Origin of the sequence: Pseudomonas sp. ok266 (genome assembly GCF_900110195.1) — a bacterium.
Lineage (GTDB): Bacteria > Pseudomonadota > Gammaproteobacteria > Pseudomonadales > Pseudomonadaceae > Aquipseudomonas > Aquipseudomonas neuropathica.
In genome coordinates this window covers 175,279-194,647 of record NZ_FOCU01000007.1, presented here as the reverse complement: position 1 = coordinate 194,647, position 19,369 = coordinate 175,279, and the positions used below count along the sequence as shown (strand labels likewise).

16 protein-coding genes and 1 pseudogene are annotated in these 19,369 nt (G+C 60.4%); 15 read left to right on the top strand and 2 right to left on the bottom strand.

Annotated elements, in window-relative coordinates; genetic code table 11:
- The first annotated feature begins 182 nt into the window (after nucleotides 1-182).
- Together BMY54_RS14850 and BMY54_RS14845 are read left to right on the top strand one after the other, a co-directional pair.
- A complete protein-coding gene (locus tag BMY54_RS14850; protein WP_093433945.1) occupies nucleotides 183-1,004 on the top strand; it encodes an aldo/keto reductase in 822 nt (273 codons plus the stop codon).
- Nucleotides 1,005-1,029: 25 nt separating this feature from the next.
- Nucleotides 1,030-1,500 (top strand): DUF1810 domain-containing protein, encoded by a 471-nt coding sequence (locus BMY54_RS14845; protein WP_093433943.1) that lies wholly within the window; start codon nucleotides 1,030-1,032, stop codon nucleotides 1,498-1,500.
- On the opposite strand, the gene BMY54_RS14840 is transcribed toward BMY54_RS14845, so the two are convergent.
- On the bottom strand, nucleotides 1,465-3,825 hold the full coding sequence (locus tag BMY54_RS14840; RefSeq protein WP_175559613.1) for a DNA polymerase II: 2,361 nt from the start codon (nucleotides 3,823-3,825) through the stop codon (nucleotides 1,465-1,467). The genes BMY54_RS14845 and BMY54_RS14840 overlap by 36 nt on opposite strands.
- A 198-nt stretch (nucleotides 3,826-4,023) precedes the next feature.
- Between BMY54_RS14840 and BMY54_RS14835 the strand changes: the two genes are divergently transcribed.
- A complete protein-coding gene (locus BMY54_RS14835; RefSeq protein ID WP_008084932.1) occupies nucleotides 4,024-4,464 on the top strand; it encodes a CBS domain-containing protein in 441 nt (146 codons plus the stop codon).
- A 127-nt stretch (nucleotides 4,465-4,591) separates the two neighbouring features.
- On the opposite strand, the gene BMY54_RS14830 is transcribed toward BMY54_RS14835, so the two are convergent.
- Nucleotides 4,592-5,215, bottom strand: a complete 624-nt coding sequence (locus BMY54_RS14830; protein WP_093433937.1) for a glutathione S-transferase — start codon at nucleotides 5,213-5,215, stop codon at nucleotides 4,592-4,594.
- 1,113 nt (nucleotides 5,216-6,328) lie between these two features.
- Between BMY54_RS14830 and BMY54_RS14825 the strand changes: the two genes are divergently transcribed.
- From BMY54_RS14825 to BMY54_RS14770, 12 genes and pseudogenes are all read left to right on the top strand, one after another.
- The gene (locus tag BMY54_RS14825) at nucleotides 6,329-7,153 is read left to right on the top strand and encodes an energy transducer TonB (protein WP_093433934.1); all 825 of its coding nucleotides are present in this window, start codon (nucleotides 6,329-6,331) and stop codon (nucleotides 7,151-7,153) included.
- A 67-nt stretch (nucleotides 7,154-7,220) separates the two neighbouring features.
- Nucleotides 7,221-7,907: a MotA/TolQ/ExbB proton channel family protein gene (locus BMY54_RS14820; protein WP_371748312.1), complete on the top strand. Its 687-nt coding sequence runs from the start codon at nucleotides 7,221-7,223 to the stop codon at nucleotides 7,905-7,907.
- Nucleotides 7,907-8,308, top strand: coding sequence for an ExbD/TolR family protein (locus BMY54_RS14815; protein ID WP_093433931.1), 402 nt, complete (start codon nucleotides 7,907-7,909; stop codon nucleotides 8,306-8,308). Before BMY54_RS14820 ends, BMY54_RS14815 begins: the two co-directional genes overlap by 1 nt.
- Before the next feature lie 208 nt (nucleotides 8,309-8,516).
- Nucleotides 8,517-11,228, top strand: coding sequence for a TonB-dependent receptor (locus tag BMY54_RS14810; protein ID WP_175559612.1), 2,712 nt, complete (start codon nucleotides 8,517-8,519; stop codon nucleotides 11,226-11,228).
- Nucleotides 11,229-11,379: 151 nt separating this feature from the next.
- Nucleotides 11,380-13,245: an extracellular solute-binding protein gene (locus BMY54_RS14805; protein ID WP_093433928.1), complete on the top strand. Its 1,866-nt coding sequence runs from the start codon at nucleotides 11,380-11,382 to the stop codon at nucleotides 13,243-13,245.
- Nucleotide 13,246: 1 nt separating this feature from the next.
- Nucleotides 13,247-14,311 (top strand): microcin C ABC transporter permease YejB, encoded by a 1,065-nt coding sequence (locus tag BMY54_RS14800; RefSeq protein ID WP_093433925.1) that lies wholly within the window; start codon nucleotides 13,247-13,249, stop codon nucleotides 14,309-14,311.
- Nucleotides 14,311-15,333, top strand: coding sequence for an ABC transporter permease (locus BMY54_RS14795; protein WP_093433922.1), 1,023 nt, complete (start codon nucleotides 14,311-14,313; stop codon nucleotides 15,331-15,333). The genes BMY54_RS14800 and BMY54_RS14795 overlap by 1 nt, the downstream gene beginning before the upstream one ends.
- A 1-nt stretch (nucleotide 15,334) precedes the next feature.
- Nucleotides 15,335-16,969 (top strand): ABC transporter ATP-binding protein, encoded by a 1,635-nt coding sequence (locus tag BMY54_RS14790; protein ID WP_093433919.1) that lies wholly within the window; start codon nucleotides 15,335-15,337, stop codon nucleotides 16,967-16,969.
- A 167-nt stretch (nucleotides 16,970-17,136) separates the two neighbouring features.
- The gene (locus BMY54_RS14785) at nucleotides 17,137-17,658 is read left to right on the top strand and encodes a DUF3455 domain-containing protein (protein ID WP_093433916.1); all 522 of its coding nucleotides are present in this window, start codon (nucleotides 17,137-17,139) and stop codon (nucleotides 17,656-17,658) included.
- Nucleotides 17,659-17,820: 162 nt separating this feature from the next.
- Nucleotides 17,821-18,354: a sigma-70 family RNA polymerase sigma factor gene (locus BMY54_RS14780; RefSeq protein WP_093433913.1), complete on the top strand. Its 534-nt coding sequence runs from the start codon at nucleotides 17,821-17,823 to the stop codon at nucleotides 18,352-18,354.
- The gene (locus BMY54_RS14775) at nucleotides 18,351-19,043 is read left to right on the top strand and encodes an anti-sigma factor (RefSeq protein WP_093433910.1); all 693 of its coding nucleotides are present in this window, start codon (nucleotides 18,351-18,353) and stop codon (nucleotides 19,041-19,043) included. Before BMY54_RS14780 ends, BMY54_RS14775 begins: the two co-directional genes overlap by 4 nt.
- Nucleotides 19,044-19,175: 132 nt before the next feature.
- Nucleotides 19,176-19,369, top strand: a pseudogene (locus BMY54_RS14770) (hypothetical protein); the annotation flags it as partial.

Here is a 19,369-nt window from a genome sequence, read left to right as displayed (position 1 = left end):
TGTGCAAGAAGTTGCGCACTTGGCTGAAGGCCACGAGCTACGCGGCCTGCAGAGACTTACCCGGGTGAAAACTGGTAAGGCACTGCGCAACTTCTTGCGCACTTGTACGGGCAGATGAAGGAACCCCTGAGCTATCCTGCTGCCCACTAAAAGGTATCGACACATTCAGCAAGGAGGTTTGCATGCGTACCCTCGAACTGGCCGGCGTCCAGGTTCCGATCATTGGCCAAGGCACTTGGCGCATGGGCGAAGACCGCTCGGCGCACAAGCGTGAAGTGGCAGCACTGCGCAGCGGTATCGAGCTGGGCATGACCCTGATCGACAGCGCCGAAATGTACGCCGAGGGCGGCGCCGAAAGCGTGGTTGGCGAAGCCATTGCCGGCCTGCGCGATCAGGTGTTTCTGGTGAGCAAGGTCTACCCGCACAACGCCAGCCGCAAAGGCATCCCGCAGGCCTGCGAGCGCAGTCTGCGCCGGCTCGACACTGACTACATCGACCTCTATCTGTTGCATTGGCGCGGTCAGTATCCGCTGGAAGAAACCGTCGAAGCCTTCGAACGCCTGCGCGAGGACGGCAAGATCGGCCGTTGGGGCGTGTCGAATTTCGATGTCGACGACCTCGAAGAACTCTCCAGTTCCGCCTGCGCGACCAATCAGGTGCTGTACAACCTGGAAGAGCGCGGCATCGAGTTCGATCTGTTGCCGTGGTGCCAACACCAGCGCATGCCACTGATGGCCTACTGTCCGATTGGCCAGGGCGGCGAGATGCTGGCTGAACCGCTGCTGAATGAGATTGCCGCTCGTCATGGCGTAACCCCCGCGCAGGTTTCGCTGGCGTGGATTCTGCGTCAGGATGGGGTGATTGCGATTCCCAAGGCTGTACGGCCGGAACACGTGCAACTCAATGCACAAGCCGCGCAACTGCAACTGGAGGCCGGGGATCTGGCGGCGCTGGACCAGGCGTTTCAAGCGCCACAACGCAAGCAGCGGCTGGCCATGGTTTGAGCCAGCGGCTGGCGAGGGCTTCGCGATGAGAAGCACTGATCAGTACGACCCGTTCAACCTGCAACGTTTTGTCCAGGCTCAGGACCCGGTGTTCGAGCGCGTGCAACGCGAGCTCGATGAGGGCCGCAAGCGCAGCCACTGGATGTGGTTTGTCTTCCCGCAGTTCGCCGGCCTGGGCGGCAGTGAAATGTCCCGGCGCTACGCCATCGGTTCAGCCGAGGAAGCCCGGGCCTATCTGTCCCACGAGCTGCTCGGCGCCCGACTACGCACCTGCACGCAGCTTGTACTTAATGTGCCACAGCGCTCGATCGCGGAGATTTTCGGCCATCCCGATGACCTGAAATTTCATTCCTCGATGACGCTGTTCGCTCAATTTGCCGCTGAAGACAGCGTGTTCAATCAGGCGCTGGAACGCTACTTCCACGGCATTCTCGATGAATGGACGCTGCAACTGCTGGACTCAAAACAGGCCCAGTTGCCCCCCGATCAGGGTTGAAAAGTCGTCGTCGACAAACGGCAGAATCGCATCCGCCACCGGTTGCAATTGCCGAGTGATGTAGTGGTCGTAGTCGATGGCGGCGCGGCGCACCTCCAGCGGCTCGGGACCGGCCAGGGTGATGACATAGCTGATCCAGCCACCGTTCTGGTATTGCCGTGGGCGGCCGTGCTGGGCGTTGTAGTCGTCGGCCAGGCGCGCCGCGCGCACGTGCGGCGGCACGTTGCGCTCGTAATCGTCGAGGGTGCGACGCAGGCGCTTGCGGTAGACCAGTCGATCATCGAATTCGCCCGCTAGGGTTTTGCGCACATAGTCGCGCACGTAATCCTGATAGGGCTTGCGCTGGAAAATCCGCTCGTAGAGTTCCTGCTGGAATTGCCGGGCCAGCAGCGACCAATCGGTGCGCACGGTTTCCAGACCTTTGTAGACCATTTCATCGCTGCCGTCGGCACGGGTGACCAGACCGGCATAACGTTTCTTGCTGCCTTCCTCCGCGCCGCGAATGGTCGGCATCAGGAAACGTTTGTAGTGAATTTCGAATTGCAGTTCGAGGGCGCTTTCCAGGCCATATTCATCGCGCACATGCGCGCGCCACCAGTCGTTGACGTGCTTGACCAGCGCATGACCGATGCTCGCCGCTTCTTCCTGCCCGTGCGGACGACGCAGCCAGACAAACGTTGAATCGGTGTCGCCATAGATCACCGCGTGGCCCTGCTCTTCGATCAGCTTGCGCGTGCGCAACATGATCTCGTGACCGCGCAGGGTGATCGATGAAGCCAGCCGCGTATCGAAGAAGCGGCAACCGCTGGAGCCGAGCACGCCGTAAAAGGCGTTCATAATGATTTTCAGCGCTTGCGACAGCGGTGCGTTGTGCTCGCGCTTGGCGGTCTCGCGGCCCTCGGCAACGCGCGAGACAATCGACGGCAAGCAATGCCGGGTACGCGAGAACCGCGCACCTCGGAAGCCCGGCACGGAGTCAGCATCGTCCGGATGCTGCAAACCTTCGATCAGGCCCACCGGATCGATCAAAAAGGTGCGGATGATCGACGGATACAGGCTCTTGTAATCGAGCACCAGCACCGATTCGTACAAGCCCGGTTGCGAGTCCATGACAAACCCGCCGGGGCTGGCCTGCGGCGGATTAGTGCCGAGGTTCGGCGCAACAAAACCCTGGCGGTGCATCAACGGCATGTACAGATGCGTGAATGCTGCCACCGAGCCGCCACTGCGGTCCGCCGGCAATCCGGTGACGCTGGCGCGTTCGAGCAAAAAGGTCAGCAATTCAGTCTTGGCGAAGATCCGCGTGACCAGTTCGCAGTCCTTGAGGTTGTACTTGGCCAGCGCCGGTTTGTCCTCGGCGAACATGCGGTTGATTTCGTCCATTCGTTGGTACGGGTTGTCGATGGACTTGCCTTCGCCGAGCAGGGTCTGGGCGACGTTTTCCAGACTGAACGACGGAAAGCTCCAGGTCGCTGAACGCAGGGACTCGATACCGTCGATGATCAGCCGCCCCGCCGCCGAGGCGAAGTAGTGATTGCGGCTGCCGTGTTCGCGCCATTGCATTTCTTCGCCGCCACGGCCGATCTTCAGCGGCACGCCGAGGCGCCGCGCGTGTTCGTGGAGGATGCGTAGATCGAACTGCACGACGTTCCAGCCAATGATCGCGTCGGGGTCGTGGCGCGCGAACCAGTCATTGAGCTTCTTCAGAATGATGGTGCGCGAGTCGCAGTATTCGAGGTCGAAATCGACGATGCTGTAATCGCCGTTCGGCGCGCCGAGCATGTATACCTGACGTTCGCCGCAGCCTTCGAGGGCAATCGAATACAACTCACCGGTTTCGGTGGTTTCGATGTCGAGCGAGACCAGGCGCAGCTTCGGTCGATAATCGGGGTCAGGTTTGAGCTGGGCGTTGAGCAATACGCCGTCGGCATCGGGCGTGCCGCTGAACTGCACCGGTGCGGTGATAAAGCGCTCCATCAGATAGCGCTCCGGCGGGCGCACGTCGGCTTCGTAGACGTCGACCCCGTTGCGGTTGAGCGCGGTTTCCAGGCGCATCAATTGGCCGTGTTGCTGGCAATACAGACCGAGCACCGGGCGATGTTCGAAATCCTGCAAGGCCAGAGGGCGCAGTTCGACATTCTTCTCGTCGTGCAGCAGACGTTCGGCCGCTGCGCGCTGCTCGGCGGGTATGAACGCCACTGACGGCTGATGCGGCAAGCGCACACGGCGCGGCCCGGCGTCGGTCGCCAGCCAGAACTCGACTTCGGTGCCGGCCGGGGTGTCGCGCCAATGCCGGGTCAGGACGAAGCCCTGCGGTAAATCCACCACTGCAACCTCGGAAATTGAAACAGAGGGGCATTCTACGCGGCATTGCGTGGCATGACTCTGGCGATAAATCGGCGCCAAACCCGGAAAAACCCGGCAAATGACGTTTTTTGCGTGTTATCTGCCGCTTTGCCACCTTGCCCTGCGCGCTTGCGTCTACGATGCTTGGATAACAACGACAACACCTGAGTAACCACCATGAAGACCGTCGCCCAACTGCTCAAGCTCAAAGATCAGAAAAATCAGGAAGTGCACCAGATCAAACCTGATCACATGGTGCTCGAAGCGCTGATGAAGATGGCCGAGAAAAACGTCGGTGCCTTGCTGGTGGTCGAAGACGATAAGGTGGTCGGCATCATCAGCGAGCGGGACTACGCGCGCAAACTGGTGCTGCATGGCCGCTCATCCGTGGGCACGCCGGTGCGCGACATCATGGTGGCGAACGTGATCACCGTCGACACCCATCAAACCGTCGACACCTGCCTGGGCATCATGTCTGACAAACGCCTGCGCCACTTGCCGGTGGTCGAGAACGGCAAGCTGATCGGCTTGCTGTCGATCGGTGACCTGGTCAAGGAAGCGATTGCCGAACAGGCGGAGCTGATCAAGCAGCTGGAGCAGTACATTCGCGGGGAATAACCCTTCAGGATCATCCCCTACCCCTGTGGGAGCGAGCTTGCTCGCGAAGGCGGAGTATCAGTCGACGCTTGTTTTTCTGACCCACCGCTTTCGCGAGCAAGCTCCCTCCCACAGGGTTCTTTAGCGGTCAGGACGGCCAATGCCGGGCAAACACCGGCGCCAGCACCGGATGCCGGTCAATCCGCTGCAACCACGCATAAAACCCCGGTCGCGTCTGGCGCAAATGCTCGCGACTGCCCGCCCAGCGTGTCACCACCGCCGCCAGCACATCCAGCGCCCCCGGCGTTTCGTCATCGAGATACAGCTCGGCGGAAAACTGATCGGCAAACACCTCCCAACTCCAGTGCAAACGCTCGCGCGCGCCGGCGACCAGATTCTGCCGCGAGGCTTCGTCGGGCATCAGCAGCCAGCGCTCCGGATAATCGATGACGCCGATCGCCGCGTAGCAGTTGCTGACGATGTAGACCAGACCGCGAATCGCCTGATCACGATCATTCGCCTTGGCTGGCAGCAGGCCGGACTTGGGAAATGTCAGGCCCAGATGAATCAGGATCGCCGCGCTCTCGGTGATGGCGCTGCCGTCGGGCAGTTGCAAGGTCGGTATCTGCTTGAGTGGATTGAGCTGCGCCAACGCCTCGGCAGCTTCGGTGCTGGCTTCGACATCAATGAAACGGTAAGCGATCTGGCACAGTTCCAGCGCCGCTTCGATGGCCGCCGCGCCTGAATTTCTGTGCCCATAGAGCTGGTACATATCCAATCCCCCCGAAAAGACCATTGCCACAGGGTAGATGGCTGTAGCGTGGATGGAGAAATAATCTGCCTGTGTATCGGCTTTGGCACGGTTTTCCCATGCACTCGCGACTTGCGAATTCAAACCTCGCAAAACAGCGCTGGCGGTGCCCATCCCGCACCAAGAGCATTCATCGAACGCTATCCGCGTTCTTGTAAGGTGCGATACCGAACCAAAAGTTCGCGTATCCGAGCTGGCAACAAGGAGTTCACCGCGTGAATCTTCAAACGCTCTGCCGCATCACAGCCTATTTGCATTTATCCATTCGCCGCCGAGTTCATCCGAACAGTCCCGGCCGCCTTCACACTTACTTTATTACCTGACACCTCGACAGCGCACTGCGTTCGCCAATGAGTTATTGGCCGACGGCAGCGTGCTATTTATTTTTTAAATAAGACTCGGACAGTTACTACGCAAACGCAGTGCGCATTGAACGACAGCAGGATTGTCGAACAATAACTTCCAGCGCCACTTCAAGTGCACCAAAACTGCTCCACGGGTTTGAACTATTCAATACTTCAAACAGTGATTTCATTTAACCAACAACAAGGAACATGCCCCGTGAGCCGCTAAAACATTGACCCGCACCAATTCGGTCCGCCGCGCACCAGCAAGTGCCTAGGCCGCAAGTCACGACGCCGCTCTATCCCGCCTTTCAGCGGGATTGCGCGTACAGCCTGACTCGCCTGTGAAAAAGCTCCCTCGACCGGAGTAACGGCAATCTGCGCGCCATGGAAAAACCACGACAAGGTTAAAACTTATATAAATGCGACATGGGTAACACTCATGAAATACGCACTCTACATTTCAGCAATATCTGGCACAGCGGTTGCTATGTGTAACAAGCATGAGACACCGACCGTTGTCTTACGCAATAGAAGAACAACCAGGGAATGGCCAATGAACACTCAAAGTCGATGACGCCAAGCCAGTAAGTTTGCACAAGCCTTGTTAACCGGATAGTTAAACTATCGGCTTCTGCTCACCTTGAAGAAAGTTGCACCCACCCACTCGAACATCTCCTGGATGTTCGGACGGCACCTTATTGCCCTTCATCAACCCGAGGGAGCTTTAATGAACGATGCGGTAAAGCACAGAACCCTGCCGGGGTCGTTGCGGGAAGCGCCAATTCCGCCGCCTCCGGGCAGGCCGGCGTTTAAAGCCAACACTTCGCAACCCGGCGGTCTGAATAAACAGCAGATGGTGTTGCTGGTGGCTGTGTCGGCGCTGATACACGGCGGCGCCTGGTGGTTTCTCCAGCAATCCAAAACAGAGCCATTGCCAACGCCACCGCAGATTCCGGAAATGACCGTTGAGCTGACCAGCCCGACGCCACCGGCACCGCCCACACCGGAACCACCACCACCGCCTCCTCCGCCACCACCGCCGGAACCGGAACAACCGGTGGAAGACGAGGACGCGGTCAAGCCACCACCGAAACCGGTGGAGAAACCCAAGCCGATCGAAAAACCGAAACCGGTCGAAAAGCCGAAACCGGTGAAAAAGGTCGAGCCACCGAAAGCGTCGCCCGCTCCGGCACAACCTGCCGCGCCTGCTGCACCGGCTACCCCGAGCGCGCCACCGGCCCCTGCCGCCGCGCCGGGTCCGGTCAAGGAGTCGGCAGCGATTTCCGGTCTCGCCAGCCTTGGCAATCCGCCGCCGGAATACCCGTCGCTGGCACTGCGGCGCAACTGGGAAGGCAGCGTGGTGCTACGCATTCAGGTACTCGCCAACGGTCGCGCCGGCACGGTGACGGTGACCAAATCCAGCGGCAAGCCGCAACTGGATGAAGCCGCCGTCGCCGCTGTGAAGAACTGGAAGTTTATTCCGGCCAAACGCGGTGACACGCCGATCGACGGCTTCGCCACCCAGACCATCGATTTCAAATTGCCGCAATAACCGAACGCTCAATCAACGCACAACCGAATAACGCAAGCGAGGTGTCACCATGAACGATTTGTCTTCGATGATTGTCCCCGGCGTGCTCTGGGGTCTGGTGCTGTTTTCCGTGGTCAGCTGGGCGATCCTGCTGGTCAAGTCGGCGCAGTACCTGCGGCAGAAAGCGCAGAACAAACAATTCAGCAAAGCCTTCTGGGGCGCGCCGGATCTGCTCACCGCCGCCGAACACGCCAGCCAGTATCCGGGCTCGCTGGCGCGTATCGCCAGCAGCGGTTTCGAAGCGCTGCTGGTGGAAGATTCGCCGCGTACCACCCAGCAATTGGCGCACACCATCAACCGTTCGGATCGCCTGGAACGCAACCTGCGCCAGCAGATCCAGAAGGAACGCCGCTCGCTGGAAAACGGCCAGGCGATCCTCGCCAGTATCGGCAGCACCGCGCCGTTCATTGGTTTGTTCGGCACCGTGTGGGGAATCATGGAAGCGCTGAAAAGCATCGGCGAAACCGGTTCGGCCAGCCTGGAAGCGGTCGCCGGTCCCATCGGTCACGCGTTGATCGCCACCGGCGTCGGTATCGCTGTCGCCGTACCGGCGGTGCTGATTTACAACTTCTTCCTGCGTCGCTTGAAGCTCGCTTCGGCAGACATGGACGACTTCGCCCATGACTTCGACGCCCTCGCCTCGCGCAGTGCGTTTTCCATCAGCCGTCAGGCCATCGCCAGCAAAACCACGGCCGCCGTGCGGGAGGCCAGCTGATGTCCTTTTCCACTCAAGACAGCGATGAAGTGCTCAGCGAAATGAACGTCACGCCACTGGTTGACGTGATGCTCGTGCTGCTGGTGGTGTTCATCGTCACCGCGCCGCTGATGACCAACGCGATCAAGGTCAACCTGCCGAAAACCGACGCTGTCGCCCCCGCTGAGAAGAAGGATCCGGTGGTGGTCAGCGTCGATCAGGACGGCAAGTTCTATCTGGCGAAAACCGAGCTGGCCCCGGAATCGCTGGAAGCCAGCCTCAAAGAGGTCAAGGCCAAGGACAGCGAGGTGCGCGTGCAGTTGCAGGCCGACTCCGCCGTCAATTACGGCCAGGTGGCGAAAGCAATGGCGTCGATCGAACGCTCGGGCATTACCAAGATTTCGGTGATGACCACCCACTGAGTGCGGTGGCGGCCGCGTACTGAAAACACGCGTCTGGCACCGCTGACCGAATCCCGTCGTAAACGGCCGACCGAAAAAACGCCACGCGTCTTCGGAGGGGATCGGCTTGCTTGAAGAAAGTGGTTTTCCGCACGCGGTATCACCGATAGCGGAGCAATGAGGGGCTCACAAGGCCAATTCGATAACGTCTAAAAAGTCGGAAATAACCATGCTGATGAACACTCCACGCTTCACGCTCAAACCATTGGTGGCAACGATTTCTCGTCACCGTTTTGTTCCGTTGTATCTGGTGGCCATGGGGATGGGCGCCGGGACTGTGCAGGCGGCCGAGGACGACAACGCTAACGTCCCGGCGGCTGCGGCGGTGGTTGCGCCGACCACGCAACTGCAACGGGTGGAAGTGACCGGTTCGGCGATTCGCCGGGTCGATGCGGAAACGGCGGTGCCGATCACCATTCTCAAGGCCGATGAGCTGCGCAAACAGGGCGTGACCACCACCGCCGAACTGGTGCAGCGCATCACCGGCAGCCAATCGATCAACAACAGCGCAGGCTCCGTGGGCGCAGCCACTGGCGGCGCCTCATTCGCCGACATGCGCGGCATCGGCGCGAACAAGACGCTGGTGCTGCTCAACGGTCGACGCCTGGCCAACAACGCCTTGTCGGGGACCAACTCGGCCGGCGGCGCGGTGGATCTGAACATGATCCCGTTTGCCGCCATCGAACGTGTAGAAGTGCTGCGCGACGGCGCCTCGGCCCTGTACGGCACCGACGCCATCGGCGGCGTGATCAACTTCATCACCAAGAAATCCCTGACCGACGGCCAATTGACCCTCGGCGGCGAAACCCCGACCCACAGCGGCGGCGGTGCAACCAAAGACATGAGCGCCAGTTGGGGCTACGGCGATCTGGAAGAAGACCGTTTCAACGTCCTCGGCGTGTTCAACTACAACAAGCAGCAGAACCTCGACGCCAACGACCGCTCCTTCGCCACCGACTACTCCCCGGGTCGCGGCCTCGATCAGACCTCCGGCACCGCGTTTCCCGGCAACTACAGCCAGAACGGCAACGCCACCAACCCGCTGGCCAACAGCAATTGCAACGGGCCGAACCTGGTCGCCCGAGACGGCTTGTGCCGCTTCAGCACCCGCGAATACATCGACCTGGTGCCACAGACCGAGAAGACCTCGTTCTTCGGCAAGACCACCGGCAAACTCGGCGACGATCACAACGTCAACCTCGAATACTTCTGGTCGCGCAACAACAACGCCACGGCGATTGGCCCTGCGCCGTTGACCGGCCTGAGCCTCGACGGCTCGTCGCCCTACTACCCTGGCAACGGCATCACCCCGGCGCCAACCGATTTCGCCCTCGACCCGACCCAACCGGTCGACGTCAACTGGCGTGAAACTGCGGCCGGCCCGCGTGAATCGAAAGACCAGAACACCAGCCAGCGCTTCCTGCTCAGTTTCGATGGTCTGGTTGGCGGCTGGGATTACAACGTCGGCGCCTCGTACAACCAGAACAAAATCGTCTCCAGCGTCACCAATGGCTTTGTCAGCGACCAGGCGATGATCAATGGTCTGGCCAGTGGTTTGCTCAACCCGTTCGTCCCGCAGTCCGCCGCCGGTCAGCAGTACATCGACAACGCGGCCTACCACGGCGCCTACTCCACTGCTGTGGGCCGTGTAGCCGGTTTCGATGGTCGTATCAGTCGTGAAATCGGCGACTGGTTCGGCGCAGGTCCGTCCGGTCTGGCCCTGGGTGGCGAGTACCGCAAAGAGAAATTCCATCAGGACTTCGAGTCGTTCGCCGGCGACATCCAGAGCCTCGGCATCGACCCCAACGGCAGTGTCGAGGGCGACCGCAGCGTCAAAGCCGCCTACGCGGAAATCAACGTGCCGGTGCTCGACAGCCTCGAACTGTCCGCCGCCGTGCGTCACGACAAATACAGCGACTTCGGCAGCACCACCAACCCGAAATACTCGTTCCGTTATCAGCCGTTGAAAGAGCTGGTGGTGCGTGGCGCCTACAGTGAAGGCTTCCGGGCGCCGTCGCTGTACGAGCTGTATTCGCCGCGCAGCATCACTTTCACTCAGGGTTACTACAACGACCCGGTGCTGTGTACTGGCGGCGTGGTGCAACCGGGCGGTAACGGCGGCCGTGATTGCGGTCAGCAGTTCCTCAATCAGATTGGCGGCAACGAAGATCTGGCCCCGGAAAAGGCCCGTAACGTGACCCTCGGCTTCGTCTATCAGCCGATCAACAACCTCTCGGTGGGTCTGGATTTCTGGTGGATTCACATCTCCAACCAGATTCAGCCGTTCCCGGAATCCACCGTGTTTGATCAGGCCGGCTCCTACCCGGACCGCTTCGTGCGCAACGCCGACGGCACGCTCAACTACATCGTCACCGGCAACGCCAACCTTGGCATCGTCGAAACCAACGGTGTCGATGTGTCGCTGGATTATCGCTTCCCGAACACGCCGTACGGTCAGTTCGGTCTGGGCCTGCAAGGCACTTACGTTGACGAGTACGACTTCCAGAGCACCATCAAAGGACCGTTCACCGATAAGGTCGGCGACTTCCAGGGTGACGGCGTGATCGCGCGCTGGAAGCACAACCTCACCGGCAGCTGGACCTTCGGCGCGGCGCGGGCGGCACTGACCAACCGCTTCACCACGGGTTACAACGACTACGACCGCGACACCCACGCGCGCGTGGCGTCGTATTCGGTCTGGGACCTGTCGGCCGGCTACACCTTCAACAAGGTGCTGGATGTCGATGCCGGGATGAAGAACGTATTCGACCGCAACCCGCCGTTCTCCAACCAGGCCTACAACTTCCAGAGCGGCTATGACCCGCGCTACACCGACCCGCTGGGCCGCACCTTGTTTGCGCGCATGACTTACCACTTCTAACCAAGAGCACCGCAAACCCAATGTGGGAGCGAGCTTGCTCGCGAATGCGGTGTATCAGTCAACACATCCTTCACTGATACACCGCATTCGCGAGCAAGCTCGCTCCCACAGGGGGGGTCGGGTTCCTTCAGGGATTTTGAGGAGTGATTGCATGAGTTTTTTGCGCAACATGGTGGGCCTGCTTTTGGGCAGTGCGCTGCTGTGCACCGGCACCTCGGCGCTGGCCGGCGGCAGTTATGCGCTGACGGTGTACGGCGAGGCGCCGAAGTATCCGGCGAACTTCCAGCACTTTGATTTCGTCGATCCCAACGCGCCCAAGGGCGGCTCGCTGAGCCGCGCGTCGATGGAAATCGGCCAGTACAACTACATCAGTCCGTATGCCGATCAGGGCATTTCCGTGGTGCAGGTCAACGACTGGGTGTACTCGCCGCTGGCGTTCCGTTCACTCGACGAGCCGTACACCGTTTACGCACTGGTCGCGCAGCAGATCGAGCGCGATCCCGATGGACTCTGGGTACGCTTCACCCTCAATCCAAAAGCACGTTTCGCCGACGGTACGCCGATCACCGCCGAAGACGTGCGCTACACCTTCAACCTGTTGATGACCAAAGGCAGCCTGAGTTATCGCCAGCAATACGCCGATGTGCAGGACGTGCTGATCGAAGGCCCACGGCAGGTGCGCTTCACCTTCAAGAACAACCTCAACCGCACCTTGGCGCTGGATCTGGCGACGATGCGCGTGGTCCCCGAGCACTGGTGGAAAACTCGCGACTTCGCCAATGGCGGCGGTTTCGAGCCACCGCTGGGCAGCGGACCGTACCGGGTCAGCAAGGTCGACGCCGGGCGCAGCATCAGTTTCGAGCGCGATCCGGACTGGTGGGGCAAAGACCTGCCGGTCAGTCGCGGGATGTACAACTTCGACACGCTCACGGTGAATTTCTACGGTGACACCGACGTCGCCCGCCAACTGCTGCAGGCCGGCGCGTTCGACTACAACCGCGAGTTCTCCTCGTCCGGTTATGTGGTCGGCTATGACAGCCCGGCATTGCGCGACGGTCGTTTGCAACAGTCGATCCTCGCCCCGGACAAACCCACCGCCGCTCAGGGCTTCGTGTTCAACCTGCAGAACCCGTTCTTCAAGGATCGCCGCGTGCGTCAGGCGATCAGCCTGCTGTGGGATTTCGAGTGGACCAACAAACAGATGATGCGCGGCTTCTACGTGCGCCAGAACAGCTTCTGGCCGAAGAGCGAAATGGCCGCCACCGCCCTGCCCGACGCCGAAGAATTGAAGATCCTCGAACCGCTGCGTGGGCAGATTCCCGACGAGGTTTTCACCACGGTCTATGAAGCGCCGAAAACCGACGGCAGCGGCTACATTCGCGACAAGCAACTGCAAGCGTTGCAGCTGCTCGCCGAGGCGGGCTGGACACCGCAACACAATCGCTTGGTCAACCTTGCTGGCGAGCCGTTGGAGTTCACCTTTCTCGACGGTCAGGGCGGCTTCGACCGCATGTTGCTGCCGTTCAAGCGCACCCTCGCGCAGATCGGCATCACCCTGAATTTGCGGCGCATCGATTCAGCGCAATACGTCAACCGCCTCAACGCCCGCGACTACGACATGATCGTCACCAGTTTCCCGCGCAGCGGCGATCCGATCGTCTCTCCCGGCCGCGAGTTGTACAGCCTGTACGCCTCGCAAAGCGCCACGCAAGTCGGCAGTTCCAACTCGATGGTGCTGGCCAATCCGGCGGTCGATCAACTGATTGACGGACTGGTCCAGGCCAACACCCGCGAAGCCATGGTGCATTACGCCCGCGCCCTCGACCGGGTGCTGCAATGGGGTTACTACATGATTCCCAACTATTACTCCAAAGGCACGCCGACGGTGTATCAGAACCGCTTCGGCATGCCGCCCGTGCAACCGGCCTACGACGAAGGCCTCAACACCTGGTGGGAAGTATCGGCCAAGGCGCTGACCAAGCAACAAATGCACAGCCAGCTTGCGGGGGGCCAGTGACATGTTGCGTTATCTGAGTCGACGTTTACTGCTGATCATCCCGACGCTGCTGTGCATTCTGGTGGTCAATTTTCTCATCGTGCAGGCCGCGCCGGGTGGCCCGGTGGAGCAAGCCATCGCACGCTTGCAAGGCTTCGGCGGGCACAGCATGGGCGGTGGTGGCGAGGTCGCTGCGGTTGGCGGCGCCGGGCGCAGCAGCCGTGGCCTCGATCCGGCGTTGATCGAGGAGATCAAACACCATTACGGCTTCGACAAGCCGATGCACGAACGCCTGTGGTTGATGCTGAAAAACTATGCGCAGCTGGATCTGGGCAGCAGTTTTTTTCGCGGCGCCAAGGTCACTGATCTGATCGTGCAGAAGTTGCCGGTGTCGCTGTCGCTGGGTTTATGGGCGACGCTGATCACCTACCTGATTTCGATCCCGCTGGGCATTCGCAAAGCGATCAAGAACGGCAGCGCGTTTGATGTCTGGAGCAGCACGGCGATCATCATCGGCTACGCGATGCCCGCGTTCCTCTTCGCGATTCTGTTGATCGTGGTGTTTGCCGGTGGCAGCTACGTCAACTGGTTTCCGGTGCAAGGGCTGGTCTCGGACAACTTCGACAGCCTGAGCACATTGGGCAAGGTCGGCGATTACCTCTGGCACTTGGTGCTGCCAGTGACGGCGCTGGTGATCGGCGGCTTCGCCACGCTGACGATCCTGACCAAGAACAGCTTCCTCAACGAGATCAGCCGTCAGTACGTGATCACCGCGCGGGCCAAGGGTTTGACCGAGAGGCGCGTGCTCTACGGCCATGTGTTTCGCAACGCGATGCTGTTGGTGGTGGCCGGTGTGCCGTCGGCGCTGATCGAGGTGTTTTTCGCCGGATCCTTATTGATCGAAACCATCTTCAACCTCGACGGCCTCGGGCGCATGAGCTACGAGGCGGCAGTGTCGCGCGACTATCCGGTGGTATTCGGCGCGCTATTCCTGTTCACCCTCTTCGGTTTGCTGATCAAGCTGATCGGCGACCTCTGTTACACCCTGCTCGACCCGCGCATCGACTTCTCGGCGAGGACTGCCTGATGTTCACTCTTTCCCCTCTCGGCCAGCGCCGTGTCGCGCAGTTCAAGGCCAATCGGCGTGGACGCTGGTCGCTGTGGCTGTTTATCGGACTGTGCGTGATTTGCCTGGGCGGTGAGCTGATCGCCAATGACAAGCCGCTGGTGATCCGTTATCACGACGCTTTCTACTTCCCGATCCTCAGCGATTACCTGGAAACCGATTTCGGCGGCGAGCTGCCGTTTCAACCGGATTACGCCAGCAGTTACGTACACAAGCTGATTGAGGATCAGGGCGGCTGGATGCTGTTTCCGCCGATCCCGTTCAGTTACGACACGGTCAATTACGACCTCAGCGAACCGGCACCGAGTCCGCCGTCATCGAGCAATTGGCTGGGCACCGATGATCAGGCGCGCGACGTGTTGGCGCGGGTGATTTTCGGCACGCGGATTTCGATTCTGTTTGCGCTGATCCTCACTGGCATCAGTGCGTTGATTGGCATCGTTGCCGGGGCGTTGCAGGGTTATTACGGTGGCTGGGTCGACTTGCTCGGACAACGGCTGCTGGAGATCTGGTCGGGGTTGCCGGTGCTGTACCTGCTGATCATTTTGTCCGGGTTTGTCTCGCCGAGTTTCTGGTGGTTGCTGGGGATCATGGCGCTGTTTTCCTGGCTGGCATTGGTCGATGTGGTACGTGCCGAGTTCTTGCGTGGGCGCAATCTGGAATACGTCAAAGCTGCGCGAGCGCTGGGCCTGAGCGACAACGAACTGATGTGCCGGCACATCCTGCCCAACGCCATGACCTCCACCCTCACCTACCTGCCGTTCATCCTGACCGGCGCCATCGCCACGCTGACCGCGTTGGATTTTCTCGGCTTTGGCATGCCGGCCGGCACTGCGTCGCTGGGCGAATTGATCGGTCAGGCCAAGCGCAATCTGCAAGCGCCGTGGCTGGGGCTGACGGCGTTTTTCGCCTTGGCGCTGATTTTGTCTTTGTTGGTTTTCATCGGTGAGGCTTGCCGTGATGCGTTTGATCCAAGGAGCTGAGATGAACGACAATTTGATCGAGATCCGCGATCTGCGCGTGGCCTTCGCCGGGCAGGAAGTGGTGCACGGTTTGAACCTCGATATTCGCCGCGGCGAGTGTCTGGCACTGGTCGGTGAATCCGGCTCGGGCAAGTCGGTGACGGCGCATTCGATTCTGCGTTTGTTGCCGGGCAAGAACGTCAGCAGCAGCGGCGCGATCCGCTACAACGGCGTGGACTTGTTGCACGCCAGCGAGCAGCAGATGCGCGGCCTGCGCGGCAACCGCATTGCGATGATTTTCCAGGAGCCGATGACCTCGCTGAACCCGCTGCACACCGTGGAAAAGCAAGTCAGCGAAGTACTGGAAATTCACAAAGGCCTCAAGGGCCGCGCTGCCCGCGAACGGACTCTGGAGCTGCTGGAACTGGTCGGCATTCGCCAGCCGTTGCAGCGTTTGAAAGCCTATCCACATCAGCTTTCCGGCGGACAACGGCAACGGGTGATGATCGCCATGGCGCTGGCCAACGAGCCGGAACTGTTGATCGCCGATGAGCCGACCACGGCGCTGGATGTCACGGTGCAGCAGAAGATTCTCGAACTGCTGATCGAGTTGCAGCAACGGTTGGGCATGTCGCTGTTGCTGATCAGCCATGACCTCAATCTGGTCCGGCGTATCGCTCAGCGCGTGTGCGTAATGCGTAAAGGCGAGATCGTTGAGCAGGCCGATTGCGAAGCGCTGTTTCGGGCGCCGCAGCATCCTTACAGTCGCTTGCTGATCGAGGCGGAACCCAGCGGCGCGCCGGTGCCGAGTGAGTACGATCACAACCTGCTCGAAGTCGATGATTTGAAGGTGTGGTTTCCGTTGCCCAAGGCGTTGTTCAGCCGGCAGCAGGATTACATCAAAGCGGTGGACGGGGTCAGTTTCGCTCTGCAACGGGGCAAGACCTTGGGGATTGTCGGCGAGTCGGGTTCGGGTAAATCGACGCTGGGTCAGGCAATCCTGCGGTTAGTCGAGTCCGAGGGCAATATCCGTTTTGGTAACAAACAACTGAGCTTGCTCAATCAACGTTTGATGCGGCCGTTGCGGCGGCAGATTCAAGTGGTGTTCCAGGACCCGTTCGGCAGCCTCAGCCCACGGATGTCAGTGCAGCAGATTATTGCCGAAGGCTTGCTGACTCACGGTATCGGCACTGAGGCTGAGCGGGAAGCGGCGGTGATCCGGGTGCTGGAGGAAGTCGGTCTCGACCCGCAGAGCCGCCATCGTTATCCCCACGAGTTTTCCGGTGGCCAGCGCCAGCGCATTTCCATCGCCCGCGCACTGGTGCTGGAACCGGCGCTGATTCTGCTCGATGAACCGACGTCGGCGCTGGATCGCACGGTGCAGAAACAGGTGGTGGAGTTGTTGCGGCAGTTGCAGATCAGGCATGGGCTGACCTATTTGTTCATCAGCCATGATCTGGCGGTGGTACATGCGCTGGCGCATGACTTGATGGTGATCAAGGATGGCAAGGTGGTTGAGCAGGGTTCTTCACGCGAGATTTTTGCCGCGCCCAAACACCCTTATACCCAGGAACTCCTGAAAGCCTCCGGCCTCAAGCCCGACACAAAACCCTGTGGGAGTGAGCCTGCTCGCGATAGCGGTATTCCAGTGACATGAGTGCTGCCTGACCCACCGCCATCGCGAGCAGGCTCACTCCTACATGGATGGTGGTGAGTCATTGAAATTTATTTTTCAGGCACTGCATCCAAACGCCTCCGTCACGGGTAGTCCCTGTAACAGCCCTCTTCGGCTGTCAGCGGTCTACCCTTTTGGAGATAACACTGATGAACATCACCCAGCTGATTGGCCTCACCGGTTTGCTCGCCCTGTCCTCGACGACCTTCGCCCAAAGCAGTTACCCCGACGCGATCAAAGTGCCGGACGGCCACAAGATCGCGATGGAAACCACCGGCGTCGGCGAGATCACCTACGAGTGCCGCGACAAGCCTAACGCGGCCGGGCAGACCGAGTGGACGTTTGTCGGTCCGAAAGCGGTGCTCAATGATCGCAGCGGCAAGCAGGTCGGCACCTACTTCGGCCCGCCAGCGACCTGGCAGGCCAAGGACGGTTCGAAAGTCACCGGCACACAACTGGCCGTGGCGCCATCGACTCCTGGCAACCTGCCCTATCAACTGGTCAAGGCCAACCCCGCCGAGGGTAAAGGCGCGATGAGCGGCGTGAGTTACATCCAGCGTGTCGCGCTCAAGGGCGGCGTGGCGCCGGGCAGCGAATGCACGACGGCGAACAAGGGCAAGCAGGAAGTGGTGAAGTACCAGGCTGATTACATTTTCTGGGCGGCGAACTGACTTCTGGCACCACTGATAAACCCTGTGGGAGCGAGCTTGCTCGCGAAGGCGGAGTGTCAGTCAACACAGTCTTCTCTGACCGGCCGCCTTCGCGAGCAAGCTCGCTCCCACAGTGGACAATGGGTTCTGGATGTTTACGGAATGTGAGCTAGATTGCACGACATGCCTTTAGCCGAATCCGTTTTCGATTACGAAGCCCGCCTCGCTGCCTGTGCCCGTGGCGAGCGTTCGGCCCTGCGCGATTTGTATGTGCAGGAAGGTCCGCGTCTGCTCGGCGTGGCCAAGCGCCTGGTGCGCGATACGGCGCTGGCGGAGGACATCGTTCATGAGGCCTTCATCAAAATCTGGAACGGCGCGGCGGGGTTTGATCCGGCGCGCGGTTCGGCGCGTGGCTGGATGTTCAGCGTGACCCGGCATCTGGCGCTGAATCTGCTGCGTGATCACGGCCGGGAAACGCCGTTCAGCGAGGCCCACGAAACCGCTGCGGACGATGCCAGCTTCGACGCCCACGCGCACTCGGCGCGCATCCACCATTGCCTTGAACAGCTGGAGCCACAACGGCGCAGTTGCGTCCTGCATGCTTACGTCGACGGCTACAGCCACGCGCAGATTGCCGCGCGCCTCGACACGCCGCTGGGCACCGTCAAAGCGTGGATCAAGCGCAGCCTCAATGCCTTGCGGGAGTGCATGGGATGACCAGCGAATCAGCGCAGGAACGAGATGAACTGGCCGGCGAATATGTGCTCGGCACGCTGTCGTTCGAACAGCGCAGCGAGGTGCAACGGCGCTTGCCGAATGATCCGCAATTGCGCGCAGCGGTAGACGCCTGGGAACGGCGTCTGCTGGAGCTGACGGATCTGGCCGAACCGCAGCAACCCTCGGCGCAGTTGTGGCAACGCATCGAGCGCAGTGTCGGGCGACTGGCGCGGCAAGCACCTTCAACTTCATGGTGGAACCTGCTGCCGCTCTGGCGTGGGTTGAGCGCAGCCGGTTTGGCCGCCACGTTGATTCTGGGTTCGATCCTGCTGACCCAGACCACGCCGAAACCCAGCTATCTGGTAGTGCTGGTTGCGCCGCAGGACAAGGCCCCGGGCTGGGTGATTCAGGCGAGCAATTCGCGGGAAATTCAGTTGATTCCGCTCGGTGTGGTTGAGGTGCCGGCGGACAAGGCGCTGGAATTCTGGACCAAGGCTGACGGCTGGCAGGGGCCGGTTTCGCTAGGGTTGGTCAAGCCTGGACAGGCGTTGTCGGTGCCGTTGGACAAGTTGCCGCCGCTGCAACCCAATCAACTATTCGAGCTGACAATTGAGGGCGCCAATGGCTCGCCGATCGGCAAACCGACCGGGCCGATTCAGGCGATCGGGCGCGCTGTAAAGGTGCTGTGAGGCTCTGCTCTGCGGCTCCTGGCTACCATCATCGGCATCGATGTTCACCATCACGGCAATGAAGTTCTCATAAAAAATCCCGGGCGTAACATCTGCTCCATACCAACCAACAACACCCCGGAGCACACCATCATGAAACGCCAAACTCTTCTCGGAATCGCTTTCTCGGTCTTCGCTATCAACGCTTTCGCCGCTACCCCGGCCCACACCATGATCGCCGAAGGCGGCTCGGACAAACTGATCGAAAGCCGTTTGGCTGAAGGTGGTTCGGATCGTCTGCTTGAACGCCGCGTCGCTGAAGGTGGTTCGGATCGTCTGCTCGAACG

What these genes read in the sequence shown, in the direction of transcription:
- BMY54_RS14795 (WP_093433922.1), top strand. Translation starts at nt 14,311, where the DNA reads ATGTTCACTCTTTCCCCTCTCGGCCAGCGCCGTGTCGCGCAGTTCAAG.
- BMY54_RS14780 (WP_093433913.1), top strand. Translation starts at nt 17,821, where the DNA reads ATGCCTTTAGCCGAATCCGTTTTCGATTACGAAGCCCGCCTCGCTGCC.
- BMY54_RS14820 (WP_371748312.1), top strand. Translation starts at nt 7,221, where the DNA reads ATGATTGTCCCCGGCGTGCTCTGGGGTCTGGTGCTGTTTTCCGTGGTC.
- BMY54_RS14845 (WP_093433943.1), top strand. Translation starts at nt 1,030, where the DNA reads ATGAGAAGCACTGATCAGTACGACCCGTTCAACCTGCAACGTTTTGTC.
- BMY54_RS14835 (WP_008084932.1), top strand. Translation starts at nt 4,024, where the DNA reads ATGAAGACCGTCGCCCAACTGCTCAAGCTCAAAGATCAGAAAAATCAG.
- BMY54_RS14850 (WP_093433945.1), top strand. Translation starts at nt 183, where the DNA reads ATGCGTACCCTCGAACTGGCCGGCGTCCAGGTTCCGATCATTGGCCAA.
- BMY54_RS14800 (WP_093433925.1), top strand. Translation starts at nt 13,247, where the DNA reads ATGTTGCGTTATCTGAGTCGACGTTTACTGCTGATCATCCCGACGCTG.
- BMY54_RS14825 (WP_093433934.1), top strand. Translation starts at nt 6,329, where the DNA reads ATGAACGATGCGGTAAAGCACAGAACCCTGCCGGGGTCGTTGCGGGAA.
- BMY54_RS14785 (WP_093433916.1), top strand. Translation starts at nt 17,137, where the DNA reads ATGAACATCACCCAGCTGATTGGCCTCACCGGTTTGCTCGCCCTGTCC.
- BMY54_RS14805 (WP_093433928.1), top strand. Translation starts at nt 11,380, where the DNA reads ATGAGTTTTTTGCGCAACATGGTGGGCCTGCTTTTGGGCAGTGCGCTG.
- BMY54_RS14810 (WP_175559612.1), top strand. Translation starts at nt 8,517, where the DNA reads ATGCTGATGAACACTCCACGCTTCACGCTCAAACCATTGGTGGCAACG.
- BMY54_RS14830 (WP_093433937.1), bottom strand. Translation starts at nt 5,215, where the DNA reads ATGTACCAGCTCTATGGGCACAGAAATTCAGGCGCGGCGGCCATCGAA.
- BMY54_RS14790 (WP_093433919.1), top strand. Translation starts at nt 15,335, where the DNA reads ATGAACGACAATTTGATCGAGATCCGCGATCTGCGCGTGGCCTTCGCC.
- BMY54_RS14775 (WP_093433910.1), top strand. Translation starts at nt 18,351, where the DNA reads ATGACCAGCGAATCAGCGCAGGAACGAGATGAACTGGCCGGCGAATAT.
- BMY54_RS14815 (WP_093433931.1), top strand. Translation starts at nt 7,907, where the DNA reads ATGTCCTTTTCCACTCAAGACAGCGATGAAGTGCTCAGCGAAATGAAC.